Genomic DNA, 24,505 nt, shown 5'->3' with positions numbered 1-24,505 from the left:
CGTTGCCGTCCGGTTACTTCCTGGCCCAATGCCCCAGGCCGTTGTCGTCATAGAACTTGATGTCGAAACCGCTCGCCTTTCCCTGTTCTGTCTTGAAGACGATAGACGCCAGCGAGTCGACCAGCTCCGCCTCCCCGGCGGGCGAGAACGCGAAGGTGTCGCCGTCCCAATGCCTGACCGGGAAGCGCATGCCTTTGGGCCCCAGCACCAGCACCAGGCCGCCATCCGATTCCTGGATGTCGGCGGCGCCGTAGTAGGCGTTGTCGAATCGGCCCGCATAGGCCGACAACGCCTTGGCCGGCGCCGGCTTCACGGGCCTGGCTTGTGCGGAAAGATCCGCTTGCGGTTCGAAAAAGCCCAGCATCGCGCCGTGATACGCCGCGTACCAGTCGCGCGTCGGTTTGCCGTACAGCGCCGTGTCGATGAACGAGGCGGCCACGGATTCGGCCGCGCCCACCGGGGCGCCGTTCGTCAGCACCACGATGCCGATGCCGGCGGACGGCACGATCTTGAACGTCGTGCCCGTGCCCATCAGGAACGCGCCGGAATGCCCCATCGACGGCCGCCCGCCCAGTTCCGTGTTGATGTTGAAGCCATAGCCGTAGAAGCCGGAGCGCGAATCCAGGTCATGCGCCCGTGCGCTGAATGCCTGCGCGGTCAGCGCGGGCAGCAGGACGCCGGCATCGATCAAGCGCTTGCCTTGGTACTGGCCGTCGGCAAGCAGCAGCTTCAGCCATTGCGCCATATCGATCACCGTCGACGACGCGCCGCCCGCCGGCGCCTGCTGATCCGCGTCGCGCTGCCCCATCGGCACGAAGACGCCCTTCTGGTAGCCGTGCAGCACTGCGCGGTTGTCGTGGGCCATGAAATCGCTGAACCGATAGCTCGTTGCCTTCATCCCCAAGGGTTTGAACAGCCGTTCGTCGGCCAGCGATTCCCAGGGACGGCCGGCGGCGCGGGCCACCGCCTCGGCGCCGATGGTGGTGCTGAAATTCGCGTAGTGATAGGACGTGCGCCAGGCATCAAGCGGCAACAGGCGCAGCCGGGCGATGACGTCGTCCCGCTTGAATCCCAGATCCTCAAGATCGTCGCCGGCCGTGCCCGGCAGGCCCGACCGGTGCGCGAAGAAATCCCCGATCGTGGCGTGCGCCGACACATAGGCGTCGCTTAGCCTGGCGTCCGGCAGATACCGCGCGACCGGGTCGTCCCAGGAGACGGCTCCCTTCGACATTTCCATTGCCGCCACCGTCGCCGACAGCGACTTGGAGATGGAAGCGATCTGGAACACGGTCTGCGCGTCCACGGGCGCCGCCTTGCCCGCCTCGCGCGTGCCGTAGCCGTTGGCCAACACCGTCTTGCCATCGATGACCACGGCGACGGCCATGCCCGGCACCCCGCTGCGCTTCATGATGTCTTCGACGATGCCCGGCAGCGCTTGGACCGCGCGCGCCTTGCTGTCCGCCGGGATCGCAACGGCGTCCGCCGGCGGATTCGTCGCGCTGTCGATGGCGACCGCGACCGGTTGGGCCCACGCCCCCAGGGACCCGCCAAGCGCCAGCACGCATGCGCCGGCGATGAGTGATGTTTTGCTAGTCATGATGCCCTCAGAATCCCGCTTGATAAGCGATGCGAAAAACGCCCTGGTTGATGTGGGTGGTCTGGTCGCGCTGATGCGTCAGCCCCGCCTGCACGATGAATCCGATCGGCGTCACGTAGGTGACCGCGCCTGAAATCGCCCAATCCGTATCGTCTTCCAGCCCGAACCGCGCCAGCTTCTGTTCGCTGCCCGACAGCTTGCGCAGGGCGGCCGTCGCGGTCAGCTGCCAGCGGTCGCGAGAGAACGACACCGACGTCACGGCGTTGCCGTTGGAGACCGGCGCGCCCCGGAAAGCGCTGGAGAAAGTCGCCTCGTTGAACCAGCCGATGTTCCACGCATTGCCCAGCGGCGCGTCATAGCGAAGCCGCGCGGACACGGTGTTGGCGCTTTCGCCATGGCCCGGATCGACATGCAGCCGTCCAGCGTCCACCCCGCCCGAAAAGCGCTCAAGCCCCGGCAGGTCGCGGAAATCGTATGACAGGATGAACGACTTCAATTGGTCGCTGAACGGCGGCGGCTGGTCGGGCCGGATGAAGCCGTCGTCCAGGCTCAGCCGGTGGTTCAGGCCGGTGTCGTCGCGCTTGAACAGCACGGCGGCCACGGAATGCGTCCCGTAGCCGGCCGGCTCGAACGTATAGCGCCCGCCCAACCCGATCGATCCCCGAAACTCCGAATTCTCATTGAAGCCGCTATACAGGCCGTCGATGACGTGCCAGGCATCGCCGAAGCCCAGATCCATCTTGCCGCCGTACAGCGCGTAGCGATCGGCGGTGTAGGCGGCAAACAGGTTGTCCAGGTCGACGCCCAGATCAGAGAAGGCGTTGTCCTGCGTTTCATTGGTCGACGAATTGAACGTCGCTTTCGTGCGGATCGAGAATTCCCGCGTCAGCTGCAAGACCAGCGCGGCCTCCGCCGTGGGCTGCACGCTACTCCAATGCGAACGCGGAATCTGCCCGTTGTCGTCCTTGACGCCGAAAAAACCCGTGTACCCCGTCATCAGCAGGAAGCGGCCATTCAACTGCGGATACGTGTCCTCGCCCTCGCCCAATTCGCTATAGGGCGTAAGGAAGATCTCCGTCTTGAAGATATCCCGGGCCTCTTGCGCGGACGCGCCTTGCGTAAGCAAGGCCGCCACGATCGCGGCCATGCCGAGTGCGGGCCCGATGCGCGTGCCCATTTTCGTGCGCAAGCCCGGCCCGATCACCGCGCCAGCTCGGCCGCCAGTTCACGCACCTGGGAATGGATGTCGCCGAACATGGCGAAATTCACGCGGCTGGCCACGACGAACACGCCCAGGTCGCGATTCGGCGACAGTACGGCATAACTCATGAAACCGCCCAAGCCGCCGCTTTTGCCCAGCAGCAAAGGCGTACCGTTACGCGGCAGCGTCACCACCCAGCCCAGCCCCATGCCATCGGCGTCGGTCACTTCGGTGCCCACGACCGACTTCAACCCGTCATACGGCAGCCACATCACATGATCCAGCGCAAAGGCCTCCTTGGCCTGCTTAGCGCCGTCCAGGTGCCAGCGCATCCAGCGCGCCATGTCCGCCGCGGTGGAGTAAATACCCGCGCTCGCGTACATCACGTCAGGCACGGTGGCGTTCGCGTCCGGCTTGCCAAACGGATCCAGCCCCGTCATCAACCGCTTCTTCTGCGCGTCGTTCAGCACATTGGTGGTGTCGACGAGGCCTGCCGGCTTGGTGACTTCGTTCGCCAGCACCGTCGAGTAGTCGGCGCCCCCCGCCTTGGCCAGGGCGTCGCCCAGCAACCCAAAGCCCAGGTTCGAATACAGCGTGGTGGTGCCCGGCACGTAGGCAGGCTTGTTGCTGCCCAGCCATTTCCAGTAGTAGGCGCGATCAAAGGCGGCAAAGGGGTTGTCGGACGGCTTGGCGTTCGGGTCGGGCAGTTCGCGCGGCAGGCCGGCCGAATGCGTGGCCAGGTCCAGCAACGTGATGGGCCGCCCATTCGTCTCGACACGCGTGTTGGCAGGCGCGTATTTCGCCAGCGGATCGGTCAGCTTCACCTGGCCCTTGGCGGCCAGCGACGCCAACACGTCGGCGGCGAAGACCTTGGACACCGACGCGATTCTGAAGATCGAATTCGCGTCCGGCTCCACGCCATTGCCCGGCGCCGTCTCGCCGTACCCTTGAATGACCACATCGTCGCCGCGCACCACGGCGATGATCACGGCGGGCGCGCCCGAGTTCAAATAGAGCTGCATGCCCGCCATGGACACGGCGTCCTGCAAGGCCAAGTCGGCGGCGCGGGCCGGGGGCGCGCCCAGCACGCACGCGGCCGATACCGCCAGGGAGGTGAAGCGAAGCAATGCGCGGGACGCCAGCATGCCGATTCTCACAAAGTAGTCCGGGGAACGGGAGTTCCACCGCATGCAAGATGATCCCAAAAACTTGACGGCCGTCCATGCGCCCAAGGACGAAACAACATTCCGGCATGACGAATTGCATATTGCCCGAGCGGCGGCTATCGGTTTGCCGCGCTCAGATCCCCATGCGTTCGCGCAGCAGTTTCCGGTAAGAACGCGACACCGGCCAGTTGCTGTCCACCGACCGCATCCTGATCAACCATTTGTCGACGCTTCGGCGGTCCACATCCATGACATGCAACGCGTTCGCAATGGCCGTCCGGTGGACCCGGAAGAACGTCTTTTCGGGCAGTAGCGTCGACCACATGCCCAGCGCTCGCGAATCCAGCACCATCGATCCGTCCTCAAGCCAGATCTCGCTGTAATTGCCCGCCGACCGCACGCCGACGATCGCCTCGGGCTGTACGCCCCGGACCACCCCGCGCATGCTCAGATAGACCACCGCGGTCGAACTGTCGTGCCTCGCCGTCCGGCCGGGATCGCGGCCGTTCGCATACTTGGCCTGCCCGATCAGATTGGCGCACTGGTACAGCGCCTGAACCTCGTCGGCTGACCAGGTCCTGTGTTTGACGGTGGTGTCAAAGCCGATGATCCCGCAAAGCTTCTGGTCGTGGAACACCGGCACGCTCAGCACGCTCTTGTTTCCCTGGCGCTGGAACTCGGCCTGGATGGCCCGCGCGGTGCGCGGCAGATCGTTCACATCGTGGATGGCCACGGCCTGGCCCTTCACCATGAACCGGTGCAGCCACGCGATCAGCGTGGTGGGCACGTCCTGGAGTTCGGCCACGAACGGCTGCGTCTGGCCGCGGCACCATTCATGGGTATTGCGCAGGCGCAGCATGTCGGGGCGGTATTCGATCATCCACGACCGGTCCACATCCGAGGTCTCGCCCATGAACGCCAGCAACTCCGAAATCGCGTCGTCGGCCGGGCGTTTAAGCAGGCTCATCGCGCACCGGTACAACCAGTCCGACGACGGACTGGGTTCAAGTACGGTTGCGTCGTGCGTCTTGTACTGACCAGCATCCTTCACGTGCAATTCCCCCGGCGGCCGGATCAAGCATCGTCCTTGCGCTGCCTACGCGGCGCCAAGCGGAATTTTCACCCTGGTAACGGGTAATGACAAGAACTCTCGAATGTGAGCGATTGATGCGAATTGACGGCCTCCGCCTCATTTCACAAATCATAATTTGTATTTTTGGCGCCTCCGAACGCTGAGCGCCTGATTAATACAAGTTATTGTTTGTGAATTGTAAATGGGGCCTGAAGTTTGAACGTCGCGCTGGTGCCGCGTCAGATGGCGGATCCGCCACCGGATACGGACGCCCCGTCCGCCGCGAACCGCAACAGATAGCCGTCCGGGTCCTGCACCAGGAATTCCTTGCATGACGACCAGCCTGCACCGACGCGGTAGCGCTTTTCCTCGATGGGGCGAAAAAGTGGCCACCGCGCATCCGTCAGCGCTTGCACGATGGGCTCCACGCGATCCACCTGCATCTGGAAATTGATACCCCGGCCAAACGGCCGTTCAAGCGGGGCCGTGTCCCATTCATTGTTGATTTCGCAAAGCATGATCTGAAGCGGCCCACGCTCCAGGTACGCGAAGCCCGCTTCCCTTCGCGCATAGGCAATTTCAAACCCGAGCAGCCGGCACCAGAAGTCCAGGCTGGCCGGCAGGCTGGTGACGTCCAGTTCCGGGACCATCGCCGCGAAGCCCCCCGTGGGCGCGCGCCCATCAGAAGATGCGCCGTTGCGTTCTTGTTGATTCATTTGCTCGTCCTGTTTATTGGCATGCGGGCGTCCATGCCTGCTTATGCGTAGGCGCGGCTATCATCCAGGGCAACGCGTCAATTCCAACAGGCCCCTCCATGCCGCCGACCTATCCCGCCCTGAGGCAGTTCCTGCTTGCGCATTGCGGGATACCCGAATCGATCATCGAGGCCACGCTGCGCCGGTACGCCGAACCGCAGCGGCATTATCACACCGTCGAGCATCTGGCCCGCATGGTTATGGCCGTGGAATCGCACGCCATCGCGTTAACCCAGGCCCAGACGCTTGCCCTGTTGTTTCACGATGCGGTCTACGTACCAGGCGCGCAGGGCGGCAAGAACGAACAGGAGTCCTGCCTGCTCTTGCGATCGCTCGCGCGCGAACACGTCGAACCCGACACGCTCGACATCACGGCACGCATCATCCTGGACACGATTCACCATATCCCCACGCAGGCACCGTCGTCAGTGGTGCTGGACCTGGACCTGCTGGGCCTGGCCGGGCCCATCGCGGAAGTCTTCCGGGACGGGGATCTGATCTTCAAGGAAAACGCCCATCTTGTCGTGGACTGGGACGACTATTCGGCCAGGCGCTCGCGCTTCTTGCAGGGGCTGCTGGATCGTCCGCAAATTCTCTATAGCGCCGAACTCCGACACCATGAGGACACCCTGCGCCAGAATCTCCGCGACGTGATCCGCGCCCGCAATCAGGCGCAATGAGACAAGGCCGCGAGGCGCGGCCTATTCCCGATCCGAAGCGACCGCGACACAACGCATCTCACGCCGGGCAACCCGACCCCGTCCGTGACGCCGGCAACGGCGTATCTCCCGCCGTGTTCCCCGCGAACTGGCGGATCTTCTCCGCCAGCTCCGGCGTGGCCTTCTCGTAACCGTAGCAATACGGCGGCGTCGGCGCGGATTCGGGGCGGTAGTCTTCCAGCACCGGCTTGGCGTCGCCCAGGTACAGGTTGTCTTTCAAGCGCAAGAACGCCTTGTAGTCGCGCGTGTAGCCATGCTGCGCCTTCAGCTTCTCGTACGCACCGCGATCGGATTCGCCGTTTTCCAGCGCGCTGCGCTTGGACGCGATGGGGATGTAGTGGCAGTAATTCACCTTGATGCCTTCCACCGTGGGGGAAAACTCGGGCTCTACGCACTTGCGCTGCGTGGCGTTGCTGAAGATGTTCCCTTCGACAAACGCCTTGGCTTCCAGGCTGAAACTCATGCCGTAAAAGTCCCAGTTCTCCAACAGATTGTTGAACAGGTGGAACGTGCCGAATTGCCCTCGGGGATTGCGCTGCACGGTATTGAAAAAGTAATTGTGGTGCAGCGTCACCCGCGCGATCGAATCGCGCTCGTAGTTCTGGAAGAGGTTCTTCGAGGTAATGTTGTTCAGCAACATGACCTTGTTGGAATTATGGAACTTCGTCCACGAGATCGTGACGTCGGTCGACCCGTTCTTCACATTGAGCAGCCGGTCGGACATCCGCGACAGGTCCATATGGTCGACCCACACGTCGCGGCTGCCATTGGCGACATTCACCGCTTGCGTCAGGCGGGTCAGGCGCCCATCGATCGTCAGGTGCGTGAGGATGACGTTCTGGCTTCCGTACACGCCCAGCCCGTCGTCGATCAACGTGATGCGCTTGCCGCGGCCGTCGATCGTGATGTTCGACGGCACGCGCAGCTGCGAATCCAGGACGATGGTCATGTCTGACGCAAAGCGGATCCATGTGGGGCCTTTCTTGGCTTGCGCCAGCGCGGCGCGCAGCGTCCCCGGTCCCGCATCCTGATCGGACGTGACGTCGATGAACTTCCCGCCCAAGCCGCCCGTGGCGCGGGCCCCATAGCCCTCGCGTTGCTGAAGCAGCGAGGCCACGAACGGGCATTGCTCATCCGGACTGGCGCACGACGCGTTCGCGGCAACCGCGCCGCCCTGCCACAGGGCCAAGGCAAGCAGCCCCAGCATCGCATTCATTGCAAGCTTCATCGACGATCGCTCCTAACGCTGCGCGGACCGGTCCGCGGATTGCACATGGCGCCAGATTCCCCCGCTCAAGCGCAGGTTTTCCGGGGGGCCGGCCACGTGCTCACGCAGCCGCTCGAAATAGGCCTTCTGCCATCGCAACGAGTAGGCATCGGCGCTCTCGCCGGGTTCGACGGCGGGCAGCATCTCCAGCGTGTACGCCACGTGGCCGTTCTCCCACCGTGGCGCGTAGAACACCGACGGCACGCCCAGGCGGTGCGCCAAGTGCGACGCGAAACTGGAGTACGTCACGTCCTGTCCTTCGAAGGTCGTGCGCGGAGCCGCCGGGTTGGCCGCGCCATCGATGGCCAGGCACAGCACGTAGCCCGATCCGAGCGCGCGCATGCAGGCCTTGGCGACTTGCGCCTCGGTCTGGTCCGCGGTGGAAATCAAGGCCGTGGCGTAACTGCTTTGAGCGACGCTGGGCGCGGTCGCAAGCCAGCGCGACGGGATGCCCAGCAACTCCAGCGCCATCAGCCCGGCATACATGGGGCCGACGTGAGCGGTAGCGACCACCACGCCCCGTCCTGCGGCCAACAGCGGCGCAAAGAAACGCTCACCGGTATCGAGCTCGCCGAGCACCTGCATCGCCTCTTCCGCACGGTCTTCGCGGCACTCCAGCCAATCGTACAGAAGATGGTCGACCAGATGGCCCCAACGCGCGCGGCGCTCCCATTCCGCCCGGTCCGCATTGGCGTCGCCGCGCAGCGACCAGGCCCAATCCAGGCGCGCCTGCGGTATCGGGGCGGTGTGCAGCCGTTCCTGCAGTTGGTCCAGCGCCGCCTGGAAGGTGTCCGGCAAATGCGCGCCGCGCTTGGCCACATATTGCTCGTACAGCGCCTCGGCCTCTTCCTTGCGGCCCGCCTGCGACAGCGCGCCGATGGCCGCACGCTGCCAGAGCAGCTTGTCGGGCGATTTCTCGACCAACGCCATCATCTGGTCGGCGGCCTTGCCGTACTGCAACGTGTATCGCAGGGCGCGCGCATACAGGGCCCGCGTCTGCTCCAGATCCGGCGCCAGGCCGATGGCCTGCTCAAGCGGCGCCACGGCCTCCTTCGGACGGCCGGCGCGCAACAGGGTCTCGCCATAAAGCGTCAAGAGCCTCACGTCCGCCGGCGACGCCTTCAGGCCCGCCTCGAAATGCGTCAGCGCATGCGTCTTGCGGTCATCCTCGGAACCGCGCCGAAGGTGCGCCAGCCCCAGTGACGAGCGCAGTGCCGCGCAATCGTGGCCGGCGTCCAGCGCCGCGTCACCCAATCGGATCGCCGCCGCCACCCTGCCGTCCTCAAGCAACGCGCGCACCGCCATCGTCGCCACGCGCTCGTTCGGCAGCGCATCCGGTTCCAGCGCGGCCGCGATGCCCGCCGCATCGGCCACATCGCCATTGCGCGTGAACGCCAGCATCCAGGCATACGCGTCGCCCGGTTCGCGCTGCGCCAGCCCGACGGTCGCGCGCGCGACCCCGGCGGCTTCAGCCACGCGCCCGGCCTGCACGCGCAATTGGATTCGCGCGGCATGCAGCGACACGTCATCCGGTTCGATCCCGGCGGCGGCATCCGCGTGGGCGATGGCGCGGTCCCATTGCTCGGTGCGCCCCAGCAGGCTGGCCAGCAGGCGGCGATCATCGGCACGCGAGGGGTAGGCCTCGGCAAGGACTTCCAGCGCGGCGATAGCGGGCGCAAAGCGGCCCTCGCGCACAAAGGGCGACACCAGCAACCGGCGGACATCCCGCCAGCCATCGGCCACCCGCGACAGCGCCGGTTTCAGTGTCGCCATGTCGCGCGCCGGATCGTCGGCGGCATGGATGTCCTTGATGGCACCGCGCAGCAAGGCGGTGGCCTCGACCCCGGCCTGGCGATTCGCAATAGCCGTATCAACCATGACGCAACCCCCTCAACAACGCTGTCGCCACGCGGAAGACGAACATCAATACAAAACCCAGGGCCAACGCTTGCAGCAGCAGGATCCCCGTGCGCGGGCTGCTGGGCCGGTCGGTCGGCACCGGTTGCGCGATGATGGACAAATACCGCTGCAGCCGCAGCGCATCCGTCACCGCCTGCTGGTAGGTCTGCTGCGCCAGCGTCAGGTTCGAATCCGCGAACGCCTGGGTGTTGCGCAACGCCTCGTACGACTTCAGCTGCTTCGCTTCCGTATTGCCTTCGCCGCTAAGACGGCGGCGCAACGACGCGATCCGCTTCTGCAAGGCCGCGACCTGCAACTCGGCGGGCTTGAGCATGAAATGGTCCTTGTTGCCCAACGCGCGGATCTTGTCCAGATTGATCTGCGCGCTATTGAGCTCCCCCTCGAGTTGGCTGGACAAATTCAGCAGCATCGCCACCGTGGCGGTCGGATCGATGTTGCCATGCGTGGTCCGCCACGTCGTCAGCGCCTCTCTCGCGGCAAACGCCTTCTGCTCGGCCAGCCGGACCGACTCTTCGCTGACCTTCAGTTTGTCGGCAACGCCCTTTTCGTTCATGGAGCTCACGAACCCCTCCGCCAAGCCGATAAGCGCCTTTGACAAGGTCGCGGCATCTTCCGGCGAAAAGGCGCTCACGCGCAATACGTCGATCTGCTCCAGCGCGTTGAACGAGACCTGGACCGACGCGCGGTAGGCGCGATACAGATCGTCCTCGCTTGCGTCCTCGGCCAGGTGGCTGACCGGGTCCATGCCGGCACGGATCAGGTACTGGCGCAGGCCGACTTTCCGGTCCAGCTGCTGCATGGCGTCGCGCGACTTGAGGAAGTCGGCGACCGCCCATCCATCCACGAAGCCGCCGAGCATGCCGCCCATGTTCCCGGTGGTGAGCAGGCTTGCCGCGCCGCCTCCACCGCCTTGCTGGCCCGACCCCGATTGCACGAAGAACCGCGACTCCGCCTCATAGCGGGGCGTTGCGATGCCCAGCACATAGACCAGGGCCAGCACGACCGGCGCGATGACGATGAACGCGTTGATCCACCGGTGACGGCGGCGCTCGCGCAGCGACGACTGCCGCTCGCGGCGGCGGCGCTCGATTTCCGACCCGCCCTCATAGGCCGAGCTGCCCTTCCTCGAAGCCGCCGCCGAAGCCGTCGTCGCCTGTGCCGGATTCGCTCCTTGATCGTCGCGGGGGGAATCTGCTGATGCACTGGTCGAGGTCGTCTTCGATGCTGAGAGCGCTTCGTTCATAAATCAAGCCTTTTAGGCAGTAGTCCGCCATCTGGTTCTGGCGGTAACTGGAAAAAATGAGTGTCCGGCCAATCAGCCGCTCTTCGAAAAGAGCCAGCCAAAGGCGGGTGAAACGGCAAGGCTCGAAAGGGATGGACCCTTCGATCACGTACACGTCGAACGCCGGCGCCAGCGCCAGTGCGAACGAGAACTCCTGCCGTGCGTAAAGCGGCCAATGTTCCATTGGCTTGGCCAGGCACTTGGGGTCGCTGACCAGGTCCGCGACCAGCTCGTGCGTGGCGTCGGCATCGATCTCGTACATCTCGGACACGAAATCGATGATGCTCAGGCCGTTGGCCTTGCCGCGGATAAAGCCTTGCCGGCCGATCGCCCACGACACGACGCCGTCGTGCTTGACGAAGCCCCGGCGCGGCGGACGCAGGCAGCACAGCACGTCGACGATCTGCCGATGCAGTTCCGGCGAGTGCGATAGCAACGCGTAGCGGCCGACAGGAATATCGAGGTCGGCATTGAGCAGCAGCGGTTGCCGGCTTCCAAATGCATAGGGTTCGTCAGTGACGCCATTCAGATGAATCATCGTCTTGCCTCACATCGGCTGGACATTGGGACGCGCGAGACGCTCGGCCGCCAGGGCGACCACCATCAGGAACACCAACGACGTCAGGAAGTAGCCCAGGCTCGCATCCTGGGAGTCGTAGGCCTCGAAGTACGCCGAGCGCAAGAGCTGCATGCCATGGGCGAACGGCGACCAGAGGATCCAGGGACGCAGATGTTCCGGCAACTGCTCCGAAACAAAAAAGACACTCGAGAAAATCTGGAGAAACCGTTCAATGACCGGCGCAAGCCTCAGGTAGAAATGCCAGAACGTCGCGATCGACCCGAACAGCACCCCCATCGCCGCACCGCAGCCCCCCATCAGCACCACGAAAAGCACGAACCCCGCCCAGCTTTCCGGCAACGTAATCAGTTCCAGCGCGTGGCCGGCGCTGATCAGCACCGCGAACACCACGAGATACACCGAAAGGTAGATCAGCGCCTGCACCAGCGCGCACATCAATGGCGTCACGCCCTGGAAGTTCAGCAGGCCGCGGGCCGATATGTACGCCGCGCTGCTTCTGAAAATGATCTGCCGGAACATGATCCACGTGGTGGCCCCCAACAGCGAGAACGTCTGCACGTCCATGCCAAGGATGTAATGCGTGCCCATCAGGATGTACAGCGACGAGATCAGCGTCAACAGCACCACGGGGCCGACCAGGGCCCACAGCAAGGCGATCCGGCTCTCGCCGTGTATCACCCGCAGCTGATAGACGAACAACGCCAACAGCGTGCTCCCCACCGGCCGCCCCGTATCGGCGCTCCGGGGGTGATCGCCGCCATGCAGGATATGCATGCGGTCCCGCAAAATCGCAAGGTCGCCGGCCTCGTCCTCGGACAGCGCGACTTCCAGCGCAATATCGTTGCGGGACGCATGGCGCCGCGCCTCGCGCGCCTCGTCCTGCTTTCGCCGTTCGACGCGGCGCGCATGCGCCGCAGCCAGGCGCTCGTCCTCGGCCACGAGCTTGGGCGGCATATATCCCGGCTCGAACACCTTGGCGTCCGCGCGGATGTCCAGCTCAAGCAACCGCACGATCAGGCGCAGACGCCGCCGCGAGAAATCGGCAAGCGTCTCGTCGACCCCGCTACGCGCGATCTCCGCGTCCAACTCCGCCTGCACGGCCTCGTACACCGCCCGCCGGGCGGCCACGGAGTCATGCGGCTCGCCCTGCAGGCGCGCCACCAGCGGCTTGAGCAGCACGGCCGGTGAGGCCTTTTCCTCGAACAGCTTGGCCGGATCCAGCCGCCAGGCGGCGACGCCGGATCCAACCGCGTAGTTGCTCTCTTTCCGGCGCGAGCGCCAGCCCTTGATCCGGTCCTCGTTGCTCATCGACACGCTATTGCGATACGCCGGACGAACTGGAGCCCGAATCGCTGTCGATTGCCCGTGTGGCGCTGAAGCCGGCACTCATCGTGACGCGGAACGCCGACAAGACCTTCTGCACCTGTGTGAACGGCGCATCCGAAATATAGATGGCCTGGCCTTCATGCACGGTGAATTCTCGCGCCAGCGCCACCTGCTCCGGCCGGGTCAGGTCGAATTGATAGACCACGGGCAGCAGGTCCGGCTTGCCGGCGACGCCAGCCTTCGCGGGTGTGAACAGGAACACCGAACGCGGGTCGGCCAGCTTGTCGTCAAGCCCCCGGGAGTCCGCCAGGGCATCCAGCACGCTGTAGTTGCGCTTGCTGATGGCCACGCGCCCCTGGGTGCCCGCCGCGCCCAGCACGGTCAGGTACTCGCGGGAGTCATAGGCGGTGATGACATCTCCCGGCCGCAGCAGGATGTCGTTATTCTGGTTGCGGTAGATGTCAGACAAACGCACCGAAGCAACCTGGTTATCGCGGCGCAGGCTGATGACGAGCTGCTCGGGATTGGTCTGCACGGGCGCGGCCTGCGCCAACGCGCTGCTCAAGCGCTGCGCCGTCTGCGTGATCGGAAACATGCCGGGCTTGGTCAGATTTCCCTGGACGGTCACCATCTGGCCTCGCGCATCGGCGGCGCGCGTCACGCTGACATCCGCGCCCACGACCAGTTTGGCCAGGCGCGCGACGATCGCGTCATGCAGCTTGCCCAGCGTCAGGCCTTCGGCCCGGAATTTTCCCAGGATGGGGAAGGTGACATTTCCCGACCGGTCGATCTCCTGGTTGCCCAGGTCGCTCACGCCGGACGGGTCCGCGGCGAATACGCCCAGCCCGCCGCGCTCCCAGACCTTCACGTTGATGCCGTCGCCGGGCACCAGGCTGTCGAATCCCGCCTGCGTCAGATCGCGATAGCGCACGGGAAAATCAGCGACGTCGGGCACCCTGCTTTCCTGCACCAGTTCACGCGACGCGGGCATCACCACGACGTCCTTGTCGTCGTGTGCCCCCGTCATCTCGCTCAGCATCGGACCGGAACGCGGCAGTTGGCAGCCCGTCAGTGAAAGTGCGGAAAGCAGCATCAAGGCCAGGGCCGCGTTGCGCCGCAGACCCCAAGCCGGGACGTTCATTTGCATAAGATCCTTTAGCGTTAGCAGCTTGAAAAGATAAGCGGCCAATCAGGCTTGCATCAGGCGCATGGGCTGCAGATCCATGCGCTCGTCGTTTTCGGAGACCGGCATGCACAAGGCCAGGAACTTGGTCAGCATCGCATCCAGCGAAAACAGCTTTTGCGCCCGGTTGCGGCTATGCGCCCTCAATTGCGCATTACTGCGAACCTGATCCACCATCGACGAGACTTTCTCGCATGCCTCGTGCAGATCCGGGTGATCCACGTCGCTGAGCAAGTGGCCGGTCTCGTTTTCGACGAAGCACTCGCCCGCGCCGCCGGCCGGTGTCGAAATCACCGGAACGCCCAGAAGCTGCGCTTCGATCAGCACGTTCGGCAGACCTTCGTACCGGGACAGCAGCACGCTGGCGTCCATTTGCGAATACCAATAGCCGACATGGTTCGACAAGCCGACAAGCAACAGCCGGTCGGTCACGCTCAGCTCGTGCGCCAGCGCTTCGATGTTCTCTCGCAGGCGTCCGTCGCCCACGATGACAAAGCGCGCTTGCGGGCGTTCCTTCAAGTACAACGCGGCCAGCTTGATCCATAGTTGCGGACGCTTATCCGGCTCCAGCCGGAAGACGCCGCCAATCGTCTCGGTGGCGTCGGTCGTGCTTTCCTGGAACGCCTTCCACTTCTCGACATCGGCGGCCGACGCGTCAGTGGCCAGATCCGGCACGCCGTTGTACAGGATGTGAAAGCGCGTGATCGGGATGCCCAGCCATTCCGAATAGGCTTCGGCCGCCTTGCGGCTATTGCTGACAAAGACCACCCCGGGAACCTGAGCCAAGGCCTGGTAGAGCTCCGGATACTCTTCGCGGAAACGGTCCTTGCGGATGTTCGGCGGCAGGCCACGGAATACGAGGTGAATGGTGGGCGCGCCGGCAAGCAGCGCCGCCAACGCGCCGAACAGGCAAGTGCCGTCCTGCCACAGACTCACCACGTCGAACGGAGCCGCGCGCAAGACCGGCGCCAGCCGCGTCACGCCATAGTGGACGGGCGGCGGCAATTGCTCCAGCAAGCGCCCCAGGCTGCCTTCGGGCAAGGCTTGATGGGACACGGAAATGGCGGGCAGCCGATTGATTTCCGTGACCGGAATTTGTGCCTTGACCAGCACGGGCAGGAAGAAATCCAGGTCCTGCTTTTTGGTGGAGCCCGGCGGTTCGGTGTGCTGCTTCACCAGCACTTCGACCTTCTTCGGCTTCATCAGCACGTCGGCCGGCCGCTGTTCGGGGAACTCCGCCAAACGGGTCAGTTCGCCGGCAAGCCGTGTCAGCTGACGCTCGGCGCCGCCAGGCCCCAGGCTACCGGTCACCAGCGCGACGGACACGGGCTTGTCCGGTGAATTCTCGGCTACCTGCCGATCGCGGAAGTGCAGGATCGCGTGTTTCATCGACACAATCCTGATGTCTTTTCCGGCCAGTCCTTCTTCAGGCTCGAAACGCTGGTAGAAGGCGTAGTCGCTCGCCAGCCCGTCGGCAAGTTCCGCCGCCTTGCTGCCGGGCGCCAGGTGCTTGGCCACGGGCGCAATCGCCTCGAACGCATCGGCCAGCAAGCCGCGTTTGCGCAAGCGCTTGGCGAATTCGACGCGCATATTGCGATCCGTGTATTGCGTGATCAACCGGCGGAACAATGCGTCGGACTGCTCGTGCGCACGGATGTCGCTAAGCAGCTTGGCTCGCGCGAACAGGCGGTCCGGGCTCTCCTCCGACTCGGGAAGATGACGGTCGACCAGGTCCATTGCCTCGTCGACATGACGTTCCTTCACCAGGCGGGTCGCGCAGTAGCGGACGATCTGAAGGTCGTCCGGGCATTCCTGCAACAGCGTCGACCACTGTTCGGCCATGCCCTCGTTCAGGCCCGCCGACTCCTTCAGCCTGAGCAGCAGAAAACGGACCTTCGAATCTTCCATGTGATCGCGCGCCAGCACTTTCGCGCGAGCCAGGTTTTCCTGCGCGACTTGAACCCGCCCTGAAGCCGCGACGATTTCCTCTAATTGGGCTTGAACCCATTGAAGGTTGGACTTGGCGTCCGCACGCTCGGTAATCAGTGGTGGGTTCATGCCGCCTTTCTCCGGTTGATCTTCTCGATCCACACCAGGCAGCGCTCGATATAGTGATCGAACTGAGCCGGATTATCGGAACGCTCCTGGAGCTTTTTCCAGTAAGGCAAGGCCTGCTCGAAGCGGTGCAGCCGCATGGCGCCGACGGCGGCCAGGCGCAGACCGATGGGATCTTCGGGCACGAGCTGCACGATCTTCTCGCCAAGCGCCAGGCGCTCGGTCGTGCTCGACGGTTCCAGGGCGCGCGCCTCGGCGTACAGGACGGTGAGGATGCGGCGCTTTTCACGGTCGACTTCGGTCATCTCCGGCCACGACTGTGCGACGCGGTCCAGCAACGTCCAGGCCGCCTGATGATCGCCGGCGGACAGGATCTCGCGGGCGCCGCGGATGGCGCGCGGCCCAAGCCTGCCCAACTGGCGTTCCGCTTCATCCTTGGCGCTCTGGTCGGCCGACGGGTGCGCAAGGACCATCTTGTAGGCGTCGATGGCTTCTCCGAACCAGCCACCGTTGAACGCCGCGCGTGCGAAGAACAACTGCGCGCTAAGCGGGGCGGACTCTCCGGCAGCGGCCTGGGCAAGATGCCGCATGGCGGTCTGCTTGTCTCCCAGCGCATCGGCCGCACGGCCGCGCATCGCATCCAACTCGGGGAATTCGACTTGGGTATCAATGGCGATATCCGTCAGGTCGATCACTTCCTTATGGTTGCCCGCCAGCAGCGCAGCCCGCACGCCAAGGCGCATTGCGCGCTCGAACGCCCGCTGCGCGCGTGCGCCGGTCAGGGCGTTGGGATTGAGCAGGCGGTGTGCGCAGATCCGCTCGGCGGCATCGCGCAACCGACCTTCTTCCAACGCACGATTGCCTTCTTCGGCCCACGCCGAGGACTGCGCAATCAGCCATTCCGGAATATCTTCCTGCTCGCTGTCAGCCAGGCCGCAAGACACCGCCAACGCCGCCGCGGCCATGATGCATCCGCGCCACGAGGCTTCCTTGACGAGCTCCAGCGCATCGACGTCTTCCAGCGACGGGGACTCGGACGCCAGGACGCGCAGTCCGGTGCGATCCCCGGCCAGCAGGCGGTCGCGCCACAGCACCGCAAAGCCGCGGCCATACGCGGGCATGGCCGCGCGGACTTCATGGACCCAGCGGATGGCGGCCTCCATGTCGCCGCTCGTCTGCAGCAGGGACAGCACCGTGTCGGCGGCTTCCGCCGCGCCCGCGTCTTCGGGAGACGAAATGCGGAACAGTTGCTTCCAGTTGCCCAGGGCCTCGTCCACATAGCCCAGCTGGCCTGCGGACACCGCCGCGATCCGTACGATCTCGGGGGTTTCGATCTCGTCGCCCAGCAGGCCGGCCGCAAGCGAGTACGCCACGTCATGGCGACCCAGCTTGAACTGGTTGCGCATCAGGATCTGCTCGGCCTTGCTGCCGGAGGCCAGCGCGCCGTCCGCACTGCCCAGCAGCGCAAGCGACCCTTCGTAATCGCCCAGTTCTTCCTGAATCCTTGCAAACAGCAGCACATGATCGGGCAGCCCGGGATGGCGGCGAAGCACGTCGCGCACCCGACGCGAGGCCTCGCGCAAATTGCCCGAGTCCCAGATTTTTTCAATGCGTTCGACGCTTTCGTCGGCAGCCAGCTTGGGCACGGCAGCCTGCGGCGTGGAGGCGCTCATCCGCGGACGCATGAAGTTCTTGAACCAGTCGACGTACAGGCGCTCGGCAAAGAGCGGCGTGTAGTGGGTCAGGTCCAGGCCGCCGTCTTCCATCGCTTCGCCTTGCCCGATCTTGTTCATCAAGGGCGTTGGATCGTAGCAAGGCACGCCGATGCGCTGCGCGGCATCGGTTACCGCCGAGATCAACTGCTCGCGTTGTTCGATCGGCACGTTGTCAGGCGTCAGGGCATTGACGTGCGTGACGAACACGATCTTGTCCCGGCCAAGCAGGTCGACCAGCTGACGCATTTCCGTTTCAATCTCTTCATCCGTCTGATCGCGCTTGACGATGCGCGACAGCAGCTCGCGATCGTCGGATGACAAGCTCTTGAAGACCGGGTCCTGATTCAGCAACGCGCGGCGTTCCGCGAGCCGATCGGCGTGCGCCATCGACCAGAACATCCGGGTGCGGGCACGATCGGCGAAGAATTCGCTGAAGTAGCGCACCAGGTAGTTGGACTGGATGGGATAGCCGTCGATGGTCAGCAGTTTGCGTGAAGACAACTCCACCATGTACAGGTCGGCCGGCTTATGCGTGCCGCGGCGTGCCTGCTCGCCATTCGAAGGACGGAAGATCAGGCGCTGGACGTCGGCGGGGATCTCGCCCTGGCCAAACATGAAGCGCGCCTGCTGAAGCGCCTCGGCGCTGGTGTGCACGAAACCGTAGTTGCGCCCGAGTTGCAGTTTGATCGGGTAGCGGCCCACGGCATCGCGCAGCGGCGTATGGATGCGGCAGGTGCCAATCGGAGCGGTGGTAAATGCAGTCATTCAGGGTCTCTCCTGCAGTGATGGGTAGCGAGACCGAACTTAGAGAGTCCAGTACAAGAGGTCGGCGGCAAGCCGTTTGCTGTCAAGCACGGATTTCAGGTCGCAGACCATGCCGCCGCTCTTGACCAGGCTGGGCATGTCGTCCCAAATGGCATCCATCGTTTCGCGGTGCGGAACCGCAAGGATCAACACGTCCATGTCGCGGAACTCGCCGCGCTCGACGAGCTTGATGCCGTACTCGTGCTCCATTTGGCCCGCGTCGGCCATGGGGTCGCACGCGACGGGCGTAATGCCGTATTTGCCCAGGGCGTTGTAGAGGTCGACCACTTTCGAGTTGCGGATGTCGGGGACGTTCTCCTTGAACGTCATCCCCAGGATGCCGACCCGGGTCGACGCATTCAGGCGCCCATTGCGGGCCAAGGTCTGGACGATCCGCGAGGCAACGTGATTGGCCATGCCGTCATTGATGCGGCGGCCCGACAGGATGACCTCGGGGTGATAGCCGAGTTCCTGCGCCTTGGAGGTCAGGTAGTACGGGTCGACGCCGATGCAATGGCCGCCGACCAGGCCGGGCGTGAACTTCAGGAAGTTCCACTTGGTGCCGGCCGCAGCCAGCACTTCCGACGTGCGGATGCCGACCAGGTCGCAAATCTTCGACATTTCGTTCATCAACGCGATGTTGATATCGCGCTGCGTGTTCTCAAGCACCTTCGCGGCCTCGGCTACCTTGATCGAAGAGGCGCGGTGCACGCCTGCGTCGATGATCTTCTCGTAGACGCCGGCGATGGTTTCCAGCGATTCCTCGTCCTGGCCGGACACAATCTTGACGATCTTCTCGAGCGGATGCTCGCGGTCGCCCGGATTGATCCGTTCAGGGCTGTATCCCAACTTGAAGTCGATGCCGCAACGCAAGCCCGACACTTTTTCCAGCTCGGGGCCGCAGATTTCCTCGGTCGCGCCGGGGTGTACGGTGGATTCGAAGACCACGATGCATCCCGGGCGCAGCACGGGGCCGATCGAGCGGCACGCCCGGACCAGCAAGGAAAAATCGGGGTTGTTTTTCTCGTCGACCGGTGTCGGCACCGCGACGACGAAAAAGTCGCAGCCTTCCAATTCGGTCACTTGGTCGGTGAACTGCATGGGAGAAGCCAGCAATGCGTCGCGTTCGATTTCGCCAGTCCAGTCATCGCCTTCTTTCAGCCGCGCAATTCGCCGCTTATCCACATCAAAGCCGATGACATCAAAGCGCTTGGAAAATGCGACGGCTACGGGCAGGCCGACATATCCAAGGCCACACACTGCGATTCTCTTTACCACGGGGGACCTCACTGTTTTCGTCGTGTCGGAGACACTAGAAATCGATGCCCGGCGACAAGTTATCGACGTGAAATCGAAATAACTTTGTGCTATTCGGGCGGACGTATTGCTTATAAATGATTACAGCTGGATACCCCTTTAAATGCGGGGTATGACGAGCCAACGAATGGTAGAGGGCGCCGACAGCAAACTTTTTTCTAAAAATTTTTATTGCTGTGGAAATAAATCAGAGATGCCCGTAATAAACCCGGGATATCCCTCAAATAATTACATTCATTACACAAACGGCAACATGACCGGGCGGCCAGGTTGTTAGCAAATATTAAAAAGCGTTTTTCTTGTTTTTGTTTAACCAAACTGAAAAGACATAATACCCCAGCGGCTATTATTTATTAATGACCCGGGGTAATGATGAGGTAAATGTCCTGATCTCCCCGCATATTGGACCTATAGTGCGCGGGTCAGCGCGGCCGCGCGTCCCCAAATCCGCGGACTTTCAGGGTCGATCCCTTCCATTACCTCTTAATTGGAAACATCGACCAACCTTATGTTTAATACCCGCCTGCCGCGCGCCTGGAAATTCGCTAGCAGCCGCCCGCTCAGGCGTGGCCCTCAGTCCGCGCTTGCCACTTCGCGCAAGGCGCCGATGAGCAGCTCGGCGGGCCGGGACAGCGACCGGCCCGCCCGGCGCAAGATGCCGATGAAGCGGTACAGGGGGGGATTCTCGATCGAAATGCGCCGCAGGCGCTGCGCGTCGCCTCCGCGCACCACCAGCTCTGAAAGGATGGCCACTCCGAGCCCCTGAGCCGCCATCGCAATGATGGTCGAGTTGTAGACCGCCTCGTAGGCCGCGGGCAGTGAGATCTTGTGTTTGTCGGCCGCGGCCTCGATGTGCATGCGAATGCTGCTTTCCCTGACAGGCAGGATAAGCGGCGGCGCGGCCAAGTCCTTAAGCGTGACGGAATCCCGCGTCGTCCACGGGTAGTCCGGCGCAACAAAGGCGCAAAAGCGGTCGGTCATCAATTTCTCCCAGACCAGCTCCTGATCGCGTTTGACCGGACTGCCAACGCCGAAATCCACCTCGCCGTTTCGGATCATGTAGGTCAGGCGAGCGGCCACGGTGTCTCGGATGCGGACCGTGATACGCGGGTAGTCGCGATTGAGCCGATGGATCGCGCGAGGCAGCAGGCCCGCGGCCACCGATGGCAACGCTGCCACGGTCACGGTGCCCCGGTCCGGATCGTTCGCCTCCCGGGCATGGGTGACCAGGTCTTCGATTTCGGCAACCAGGCGTTCGATCCGGGAGAACAGTTCCTGGCCGTGCGGCGTCAGCGTCACGCTTCTGCGATTGCGGTCGAACAGCTGCGTGCGCAAGTGCGTCTCAAGCTGCTGGATCTGGATGGTCAGCGCGGACTGGGAGATGTTCAGTTCATACGCGGCCCGGGTGAAGTTGCCCAGGCGGGCGATCGCGAGAAACGCGCGCAACTGCTTGAGATCGCCCAGCATTACCGCCCTCCCGGTTCGACGTCGCGACAGATGAACTATTCGTTTTTTTGAAAACTCTATTCGTTTATTTGAATTTTACCAATCGCTACCGCCTATGTAAATTGTGGTGCATCAATTGACCAGGCTTCTAACCAGGAACAGACGATGAGCAGCATCAGAAAGATGGTGGTGGTGGGCGGCGGAACCATGGGATGCGCGGTCGCAGCCATGTTCAATGTGGCCGGGTGGCGAGTCCACGTCGTCGAGCCGGATGCGGCGGCGCGTCGGGCCTTGCCTGGAAAAGTAGGGGCGGCAGCCCAAGCGCTGGGCGCGGAGGGGCACGAAGCTCCGCCCGCCATCCATGACGCGTTGAGGGACGTCGACTGGACCGGCGTCGATATCGTCATTGAATGCGTATTCGAAGATCTCGAACTCAAGCAGGCAGTCTTTGCCGAACTTGAAACCCTGTGCGCGGCCCCGACGCCGTTGACCAGCAACTCCTCCAGCTTTCCGATAAGCCAGATCGCGACGGGCCTGGCGACGCAGGGCCGGATGCTCGGGCTGCACTTTTTCATGCCGGCCCATCTGGTGCCGGCGGTGGAGGTGGTCTGCAGCGCCGCCTCCGATGCATCGACCGCCGACCACGTCAGCGCCATCATGCGCGAGGTTGGGAAAAAGCCGATTCGGGTCAAGCGCGATATCCCGGGGTTTCTTGCCAACCGCATTCAGCATGCCTTGATGCGCGAAGCAATCGCCTTGGTCGAAGAGGGCTTCGCGTCGGCGCAAGACGTAGACGCCGCGGTGCGCTACGGGTTCGGGTTCCGGTACATCGCGGCCGGCCCGCTGCTGCAAAAGGACCTGGCCGGCATCGACATCCATTGCGCGGCGGCGACGACGATGTATCCCTACCTGCGCACCGACCAGCAGCCCAGCGCCTATATGCGCAAACTGGTCGCCGACGGCGACATAGGCGTGAAGTCCCCCACCTTGCGCGGCTTCTACCAATGGACGCCCGAACAAGTGGCGGTCGAGCAGCGCCGATACGAAGCGGCGCTCCTGAAGGCCGCGCGAATCCTCTCGGATGAAGAGGCGACCCACTAACACCCGCTACACGGCACGCGCAGCATTCAAAGAACAAACCAACAACGCAAATCTGCAGTGCGGATTCCTATCAAGGACCAAGGGGAGATTTGATGAAGCGAGACAAGAAAAACGGAGGGGCGCGATGAACAGACTCTCGGCCTCCCACAGAAAGTTCCTGGCGCTGCAACGGACCATGGATTCCATCAACAACGCCGCGGAAAAATGCAGCGGGCTTTTTCTTCTCGGCATGATCGCCGCCGTTTCAATTTCTGTTTTCACCCGGCTGCTCTACACCTATACCGGCATCTCCCTGTCCACTCCATGGGCCGAAGAACTTGCGCGTTTCCTGATGGTTGGAAGCGTCTTCATCGGCGGGGCGGTGGCCGCCTACCACCTGCGCCTGATTGGGGTCGACGTATTCGCCAGCCTGGTCCCGGAGCGGATTGCCCGCTGGCTGCGGCTGCTGTCCCATCTCCTGACTTTGGCGCTGGCGCTGCTGCTGGTCTGGAAATCCATCCGGCTGATTGAGCTGGGCTTCAAGCAATGGTCGCCCGCGATCGAAATGCCGATGGCCTATGTGTACGCGTCGATGGCGATCGGCTGCCTGCTCATGTGCGCGAACACCCTCACGAATGCGGCCAAAGAGCTGCTGAATGTGGAATCGCCGCAACGGGAATCGGCGGAAATGGAAGAAGCCATGGAAATCAAGAACAGTGTCGAGGGGGCATTATGATTTTGGTGCTTGGCTTGTCGTTTTTCGTGATCATGCTGATCGGTGCGCCCATCATGACCGCGCTGGGGCTGTCCGCGGCAATGGCGTTGCAATCGGGTGACCGGTCGCTGCTGATCGTCGTGCAGATGGCCTTCCAATCGCTGGATTCATTCAGCCTGATGGCCGTGCCGTTCTTCATCCTGGCGGGCCATCTCATGCAGTCGGGCGGCGTCGCGCGAAGGCTGGTCCAGCTGGCCAACGCGTTCGTCGGCTGGATCCGCGGCGGCCTGGGCGCGGTTGCGGTGCTCACCTCCTTGCTGTTTGCCACCGTGTCCGGATCGTCATCGGCAACCACGGCGGCAATCGGCTCGGTGCTGATTCCCGAAATGGAGAAAAAGGGCTATCCGCGATCCTTCGCCGCGTCGATCGCGGCGTCCTCGGGGGAACTGGGGGCCATCATCCCGCCCTCCATTCCCATGGTCGTCTATGCGCTGACGGCCAACGTATCGGTTGGCGCGCTATTCATTGCGGGCATCCTGCCAGGGCTTTTGATCGCCCTGTCACTGATCCTGACGGTCTGCGTGATTGCCAGCATCAAGGGCTTTGACGCCGTGCGCGTGCTGAGCCTGAAGGAATGGACCAAAGGCGTGCTGACGGCCTTGCGAGACGCCATGCTGGCACTGATGATGCCCGTGATCATTCTTGGCGGCATCTATGGCGGCCTGTTCACGCCGACCGAAGCGTCCTGCGTCGCCGTGCTTTACGGCCTGGCGCTGGGGATGTTCGTCTACAAGGAAATCACGCCCCGGAACTTGCTCGGCATCTTCGGCCGGGCCGCGGTGATGTCCGCGATCATCCTGCTGATCGTCGCCTTTGCCGCAGTGTTCGCCTACCTCCTGACAATCAATCAGGTGCCGCAGCGCGTCGCCGCCATGCTGGGATCGGTAACCACCAATCCCATCGTCTTCCTGTTGCTGGTCAACGTCATGTTGTTCTTCGTTGGCATGTTCATCGAAGCGCTGGCGGCGATCCTGATCATCGTGCCGATCCTGGCGCCCATCAGCGTGGCATTCGGCATCGACCCGATTCATTTCGGCATGATCGTGATTACCAACCTGGCCGTCGGCATGGTGACCCCGCCAGTAGGCGTGAATCTGTTCGTGGTGTGCGAGGTCGCGCAATTGAAGATGCATCAATTGGCCCGCTACCTGGTGCTTTTCCTGGCCGTGCTGATCGTCGACATCCTGATCATCTCTTACGTGCCCAGTCTCAGTACCGCGTTTCTATAGGTCGCGCGCCGGGCGG

The 24,505-nt window shown here is 63.4% G+C and carries 19 protein-coding genes; 4 read left to right on the top strand and 15 right to left on the bottom strand.

Features of this window, described 5'->3' with window-relative positions:
• Positions 1 to 13 precede the first annotated feature (13 nt).
• The 5 genes from HG262_RS22025 to HG262_RS22005 form a co-directional block, all read right to left on the bottom strand.
• Positions 14 to 1,597 (bottom strand): serine hydrolase, encoded by a 1,584-nt coding sequence (locus HG262_RS22025; protein WP_169273054.1) that lies wholly within the window; start codon positions 1,595 to 1,597, stop codon positions 14 to 16.
• Positions 1,598 to 1,604: 7 nt separating this feature from the next.
• Positions 1,605 to 2,774: a hypothetical protein gene (locus tag HG262_RS22020; RefSeq protein ID WP_169273053.1), complete on the bottom strand. Its 1,170-nt coding sequence runs from the start codon at positions 2,772 to 2,774 to the stop codon at positions 1,605 to 1,607.
• A 23-nt stretch (positions 2,775 to 2,797) separates the two neighbouring features.
• Positions 2,798 to 3,943 carry a D-alanyl-D-alanine-carboxypeptidase/endopeptidase AmpH gene (gene ampH, locus HG262_RS22015; RefSeq protein ID WP_169273052.1) on the bottom strand — a complete coding sequence of 382 codons (1,146 nt, stop codon included), beginning with the start codon at positions 3,941 to 3,943 and terminating at the stop codon, positions 2,798 to 2,800.
• A gap of 154 nt (positions 3,944 to 4,097) precedes the next feature.
• A complete protein-coding gene (locus HG262_RS22010) occupies positions 4,098 to 5,015 on the bottom strand; it encodes a LytTR family transcriptional regulator DNA-binding domain-containing protein (protein ID WP_348984415.1) in 918 nt (305 codons plus the stop codon).
• A 260-nt stretch (positions 5,016 to 5,275) separates the two neighbouring features.
• Entirely contained in the window at positions 5,276 to 5,752 is a 477-nt protein-coding gene (locus tag HG262_RS22005; protein ID WP_169273051.1) for a VOC family protein, read from the bottom strand.
• 98 nt (positions 5,753 to 5,850) lie between these two features.
• On the opposite strand from HG262_RS22005, the gene HG262_RS22000 reads away from it, so the two are divergent.
• On the top strand, positions 5,851 to 6,471 hold the full coding sequence (locus tag HG262_RS22000) for a hypothetical protein (protein ID WP_169273050.1): 621 nt from the start codon (positions 5,851 to 5,853) through the stop codon (positions 6,469 to 6,471).
• A gap of 58 nt (positions 6,472 to 6,529) precedes the next feature.
• Here HG262_RS22000 and HG262_RS21995 read toward each other — a convergent pair whose 3' ends face one another.
• From HG262_RS21995 to HG262_RS21950, 10 genes are all read right to left on the bottom strand, one after another.
• Positions 6,530 to 7,738: a polysaccharide lyase family 1 protein gene (locus HG262_RS21995; RefSeq protein WP_169273049.1), complete on the bottom strand. Its 1,209-nt coding sequence runs from the start codon at positions 7,736 to 7,738 to the stop codon at positions 6,530 to 6,532.
• Positions 7,739 to 7,750: 12 nt separating this feature from the next.
• Positions 7,751 to 9,655 carry a tetratricopeptide repeat protein gene (locus HG262_RS21990; RefSeq protein WP_169273048.1) on the bottom strand — a complete coding sequence of 635 codons (1,905 nt, stop codon included), beginning with the start codon at positions 9,653 to 9,655 and terminating at the stop codon, positions 7,751 to 7,753.
• The gene (locus tag HG262_RS21985) at positions 9,648 to 10,679 is read right to left on the bottom strand and encodes a sugar ABC transporter (RefSeq protein ID WP_169273058.1); all 1,032 of its coding nucleotides are present in this window, start codon (positions 10,677 to 10,679) and stop codon (positions 9,648 to 9,650) included. Before HG262_RS21985 ends, HG262_RS21990 begins: the two co-directional genes overlap by 8 nt.
• Positions 10,680 to 10,800: 121 nt before the next feature.
• Positions 10,801 to 11,517 (bottom strand): ATPase, encoded by a 717-nt coding sequence (locus HG262_RS21980; protein WP_169273047.1) that lies wholly within the window; start codon positions 11,515 to 11,517, stop codon positions 10,801 to 10,803.
• A 9-nt stretch (positions 11,518 to 11,526) separates the two neighbouring features.
• A complete protein-coding gene (locus tag HG262_RS21975; protein WP_169273046.1) occupies positions 11,527 to 12,867 on the bottom strand; it encodes an ABC transporter permease in 1,341 nt (446 codons plus the stop codon).
• 7 nt (positions 12,868 to 12,874) lie between these two features.
• Entirely contained in the window at positions 12,875 to 14,032 is a 1,158-nt protein-coding gene (locus HG262_RS21970; RefSeq protein ID WP_169273045.1) for a polysaccharide biosynthesis/export family protein, read from the bottom strand.
• Positions 14,033 to 14,074: 42 nt separating this feature from the next.
• On the bottom strand, positions 14,075 to 16,126 hold the full coding sequence (locus HG262_RS21965; protein WP_169273044.1) for a glycosyltransferase: 2,052 nt from the start codon (positions 16,124 to 16,126) through the stop codon (positions 14,075 to 14,077).
• Complete coding sequence (locus HG262_RS21960) at positions 16,123 to 18,603, bottom strand: hypothetical protein (RefSeq protein WP_169273043.1); 2,481 nt, start codon at positions 18,601 to 18,603, stop codon at positions 16,123 to 16,125. Before HG262_RS21960 ends, HG262_RS21965 begins: the two co-directional genes overlap by 4 nt.
• Before the next feature lie 39 nt (positions 18,604 to 18,642).
• The gene (locus tag HG262_RS21955; RefSeq protein ID WP_169273042.1) at positions 18,643 to 19,902 is read right to left on the bottom strand and encodes a nucleotide sugar dehydrogenase; all 1,260 of its coding nucleotides are present in this window, start codon (positions 19,900 to 19,902) and stop codon (positions 18,643 to 18,645) included.
• Positions 19,903 to 20,532: 630 nt separating this feature from the next.
• Complete coding sequence (locus tag HG262_RS21950) at positions 20,533 to 21,426, bottom strand: LysR family transcriptional regulator (RefSeq protein ID WP_169273041.1); 894 nt, start codon at positions 21,424 to 21,426, stop codon at positions 20,533 to 20,535.
• Positions 21,427 to 21,570: 144 nt separating this feature from the next.
• Here HG262_RS21950 and HG262_RS21945 point away from each other — a divergent pair, with 144 nt between their 5' ends.
• The 3 genes from HG262_RS21945 (at position 21,571) to HG262_RS21935 (ending at position 24,489) form a co-directional block, all read left to right on the top strand.
• Positions 21,571 to 22,506, top strand: a complete 936-nt coding sequence (locus HG262_RS21945; RefSeq protein WP_169273040.1) for a 3-hydroxyacyl-CoA dehydrogenase NAD-binding domain-containing protein — start codon at positions 21,571 to 21,573, stop codon at positions 22,504 to 22,506.
• Positions 22,507 to 22,681: 175 nt separating this feature from the next.
• Positions 22,682 to 23,221, top strand: a complete 540-nt coding sequence (locus HG262_RS21940; protein WP_248293458.1) for a TRAP transporter small permease — start codon at positions 22,682 to 22,684, stop codon at positions 23,219 to 23,221.
• On the top strand, positions 23,218 to 24,489 hold the full coding sequence (locus HG262_RS21935; RefSeq protein ID WP_169273038.1) for a TRAP transporter large permease: 1,272 nt from the start codon (positions 23,218 to 23,220) through the stop codon (positions 24,487 to 24,489). The genes HG262_RS21940 and HG262_RS21935 overlap by 4 nt, the downstream gene beginning before the upstream one ends.
• The last annotated feature ends 16 nt before the right edge of the window (positions 24,490 to 24,505 follow it).

Origin of the sequence: Achromobacter sp. Bel (assembly GCF_012928505.1) — a bacterium.
Lineage (GTDB): Bacteria > Pseudomonadota > Gammaproteobacteria > Burkholderiales > Burkholderiaceae_B > Achromobacter.
Note: the sequence above shows the minus strand (reverse complement) of the source record. Positions and strands in the feature narration are given on the sequence as shown.